This is a genomic window from Armatimonas sp., assembly GCF_031410135.1.
Lineage (GTDB): Bacteria > Armatimonadota > Armatimonadia > Armatimonadales > Armatimonadaceae > Armatimonas.
Genome location: NZ_JANNYP010000134.1, coordinates 1 through 3,958, shown reverse-complemented (window position 1 = coordinate 3,958; position 3,958 = coordinate 1). Strand labels below are relative to the sequence as shown.

General features: G+C 59.2%; 5 protein-coding genes. 3 read left to right on the top strand and 2 right to left on the bottom strand.

What is annotated here, in order from left to right; all coding sequences use genetic code 11:
• Together RMO15_RS05005 and RMO15_RS05000 are read left to right on the top strand one after the other, a co-directional pair.
• Positions 1-276 (top strand): hypothetical protein (locus tag RMO15_RS05005; protein ID WP_309708651.1); only part of this gene is annotated, 276 nt, incomplete at its 5' end.
• A gap of 23 nt (positions 277-299) precedes the next feature.
• Positions 300-1,079, top strand: coding sequence for a hypothetical protein (locus RMO15_RS05000; RefSeq protein WP_309708649.1), 780 nt, complete (start codon positions 300-302; stop codon positions 1,077-1,079).
• Here RMO15_RS05000 and RMO15_RS04995 read toward each other — a convergent pair.
• Both RMO15_RS04995 and RMO15_RS04990 read right to left on the bottom strand, forming a co-directional pair.
• Entirely contained in the window at positions 1,066-1,827 is a 762-nt protein-coding gene (locus RMO15_RS04995; protein ID WP_309708647.1) for a Nif3-like dinuclear metal center hexameric protein, read from the bottom strand. The two genes, RMO15_RS05000 and RMO15_RS04995, sit on opposite strands and share 14 nt — an antisense overlap.
• A 1-nt stretch (position 1,828) precedes the next feature.
• Positions 1,829-2,341 carry an adenine phosphoribosyltransferase gene (locus RMO15_RS04990; protein WP_309708644.1) on the bottom strand — a complete coding sequence of 171 codons (513 nt, stop codon included), beginning with the start codon at positions 2,339-2,341 and terminating at the stop codon, positions 1,829-1,831.
• A gap of 81 nt (positions 2,342-2,422) precedes the next feature.
• On the opposite strand from RMO15_RS04990, the gene RMO15_RS04985 reads away from it, so the two are divergent.
• On the top strand, positions 2,423-3,925 hold the full coding sequence (locus RMO15_RS04985; protein ID WP_309708642.1) for a DUF4419 domain-containing protein: 1,503 nt from the start codon (positions 2,423-2,425) through the stop codon (positions 3,923-3,925).
• Positions 3,926-3,958: the final 33 nt, after the last annotated feature.

The following is a 3,958-nucleotide window of genomic DNA, read 5'->3' as shown; positions in this document are numbered from 1 at the left end:
GCCGTCGGAAGCGCCGCCGCGATCTTACATCCAAACTCTGAGCCAAGCCCTACAATGGGTGCTCCGATGGCCCTGCCCATGATTCAGAGTACGCCCGCTCCTCGTCGTGATCCCTTCGAAACTGTCGGCAAAATCGCTCGCCCAGAACCGCGTATGGGAAATGTGATCATGGGAGCCCGAGCAGTGCCCACGCGTGAGGTCATGGGAGAGATGCCAGTTCCTGAGATGGGAGACGTCGCGGCTTCGAATCCCAAGACGCTCAGCTCCAACCACTAAGCTGCTGCGGGTATCATAGGGGCATGAGTGTTCTGGAAGCCCATGCCCCTCTTCTTGCGCAGGAATCAAGCCCTGTGCACGCGCCTCTCAAGGTCGCCACGGCCAGCGCTGTCTTGCGCGATCTTTTTATCGTCACCTGGAGCGCCCCGGTAGAGAAGCTTCAGGCTCTGGTTCCGCCGGGCACCACGCTGGAGCGCTTACCCAACAGTGACGGCCAGCTGGTCGGGTTTGTCCAGGTCATCTTTGCCCTCCGTGAGAACGCCCGCTGGTCGCCGCTCCCAAGCCAGCTTGGGGAAGACTACCAGGAGGCAACTCTCCAGGTGCTGACCCGAACCGAAAACGAGCGCAGCGCGACTGTGATCAAGCACTTTGTCGCCAGTACAGCTATCGCCACCAGCCTCTTACCCTTCAGCCGCGTGACCGAAGAGGGCCGGTTCAATGTCTATGTCGCCGGTGATCCCGCCCGCCAGACTTTTGAGCGCCTCGGGGTAAAAGTGACGACCCACGCGGTTCAGCTCCATCTTCGTGCAGAGTGCGCGGAGACTCCTGAGGCAACCCTGATCGGCCCTTGGCATGAGTCGGTGCGGTTCTTGACGCGGCTTGGAAGCCAGTACCACCCTGCGCGGCTCTCCAAAGACGGCCAGAGTCTTTTTCGCACACAGCACCCGCCACTCTCTCCCTGCGCTGTCACACTCACCCACCAGGTCGTGCGGCCCTTCGATGACTTAGAGCTAGGTAAGCCGCTTTTGGCGCTCTACCAGGCGGAGCTTCCCGTGACCAACCTGCCGATCAAACGAAAGTAACGCGCACCCCCTCCAGAGCCTGCTCCAGTCGCCTACCTAGCTCCCGTGCACCAGGGTTTTCTGTGGCATGGTGGCCCGCATCCACGAGCAAGAAGCCCTGCTCGGCAGCAGCGACAAACTCATGGTGCTGGATATCGCCGGTCACCAGCGTGTCGGCTCCGGCGGCCAGCGCTTCGGTGATCAGCTCGGCTCCTGCACCGCCGCAGACTGCGACATTCTGGACCGCCAACGCCCGTGTGGGGGTGAGTGTGCGCGGCGCGATCCCCAGCACGTTGCCCAGCTTGTTGAGAAAGTCTGTGGCCGTCAGCGGCTCGGGTAGAAGCCCCACGCGCCCGATCCCATCGCCACTCGTGGAGCTTGTCACTCGGAGCACTTTCACGTCGGTCAGCCCCAGAAGCCCCGCAAGCACATCATTGATCCCGCCTGCGGCTACGTCCCAGTTGGTGTGGGCACAGGCAACCGCGATCCCGTGACGAGCGCAGGCCAGCACGACACTCCCGGGATGCGGCTCCGAAGCCAGCAGCGTTCGTGCAGGCTGGTAGATGAGGGGATGGTGTGCGACAATCAGGTTCGCACCGATTTTTAGGGCCGTCTCCACGGCCCGCTGCGTCACATCGAGGCACGCGACAATTCCCGTCAGCGGCGCTTTCGCGTCCCCGATCAGCAAGCCGCGTGGATCGTTACCCAGCGCCAAATCCGGCGGTGCAATAGAATCTAATGCCGTCATGGCATCACGAATGGTCAACATCTTAGTAGCTCAAAAGGGTCGTGATCTCGCGGCCCACCAGCTTCGTGCGCCCCTCTAAAAAGCCCAACTCCACAAAGAAGGCAAACCCCACAGTCGCGCCGCCGAGCTTCTCCACAAGCTGCCCCGCCGCCACGGCAGTGCCGCCGGTTGCGAGCACATCGTCCACGATCACCACGCGCTGACCGGGCTTGATAGCATCTACATGGGCCTCCAGCGCCGCCGTACCGTACTCTAGTGCGTACTCCTGAGAGACCGTGTGGTAGGGCAGCTTCCCGACTTTGCGAAACGGCACGAACCCGACTCCCAGTTCATGGGCCACCGGCGCACCAAAGAGAAATCCCCGCGACTCGATCCCGACGATAATATCGGGCTTAAGGCGCTTAATATCCTCGGTGAGGGCGGCGATCACCTCGGCAAAGGCAACGGGGTCGGCCAGAACGGGGGTAATGTCTTTGAACATGATTCCGGGTTGCGGAAAATCGGGGATGTCACGAATGAGGGTTGCGGCTTTCATGACTCTATTCTACACTGTTTCAGGCGGCTAAAGCGGCCTGCAGTTGCGGCAAGACCCATAAATGGGCCTGTATACTAGCGTATGGAAACGCTGACTGAGGCAATAACAACGGGGATTACGTTTGTGGTGGACGATGTCGCTCCAGCACGAACGCGGCTGAAAGAGGAGTCTCTCTACAAATCGCTGGAGCGGCGCAGTGGGCGTGTTTTTGTGAGCTTGCCGGAGCGTGAGCGACGTGTCGTCGCCAATGCCAGCTTTCACCCGTTGATTGAGGCGATCCACCGTGCCTTTGCTGAGCACCGCCCGCTCACTCTCTCGCCCGACGACATCTGGCTAACGATCCAGCAGGGCTTCGCACACCATGTCAACGAGAACGCCGAGTGCCTCCGGCACCAGTTCGTGAGCCACCAAGGCAAGCGCGAGCTGGTTGTCGAAGTGGAGAGCTTTCCTAACGACGAAACCTGGCCCGATGCCATCGCGCTCTGGTCCGCGAGCGTGCGGGAGTACATTGACCCGCAGCTTCACGCAGCTCTCGTCTGCAACTTCTCCACGACGACTCCCACCATTCGCACCGCAAGCGAGGTCGCGCTATTAGACGCCTTCCAGCGCTACTTCGATTATGTGATTCTCATTGGTTGTGGTATTCCGCAGATCACGCTCAAGGGAACTGCCAACGACTGGCACAAAATTCGCCAGCGTATCGAGTTTTTCACACCTTATGATTTGGACAGATGGCTCGTGCGTTTGTGTCCCATTCTTGACAAGCTCGTGGAGACAGCCGAAGGGACGCCAGATATAGAGTTCTGGCATGCGATCTATAAACCCGCTTATGCCTATCTCTCTGAAGGTGTCTCGGGCTGGATCACCGATCTGTTTCCTTATTTGGAGCGCCAAAACAAACGCTTCGTGAATGAGACGCTAGAGTATCCCCGTGAGAGATGGGCGATTGCGCTTAAACAGTTCGACGGGCGTGGTATCGCTATTGAGGCATTTCCCACCGGGCTTTCCTCGGCTCCAATACAGGTTCAGCCAGAGGGACGCCTGCTAAATCTCTTGGCGGGTTTTCTTGGGGTAACGCAAGACGCAGCAACAGGGACATTGGCCCCCCTCATCGGCTGGAGCATCTGTGAACCCGCTCAGATCGATACCTTTTGGAATGCCTGCGCCGCTCGCTTCCCGTCACAGCCCCCTATCGAGGATAACCATCGCAGAGACAGTATTCCGGCGGAGCTGGTCGCCTTCACCCATCGCTTCTCTGAGCTAATTCTCTTTCCCGAGAGCTTATTCCCCTGGAAGCTTCGACTGAATGGAGCCGATTGCCGCGAAGGAGTGATCTTCGCGTTTGGCTCTGGAAACCTGGCGCTGGCAGTGAATCTCTCCCGCAGCTCTCACCAAGATGAAAACTGGAAGCAAACCATCTGGCTGGGCACCCTGCAAGTGACTCACCATCGAGAAGACTACGGCAATGACCTTGTCTTTGAGCACGACGAGTACGTGCTACTGAAACCTAGCATGCTGGAAGGCACAGCACTGGAGGTTCTGGAGCGCCTGATCAGTGCGGAGGGTGATCCGAGCAAATTCTAAACAAAACAGCCGGAGGCAATTGCCTCCGGCTGT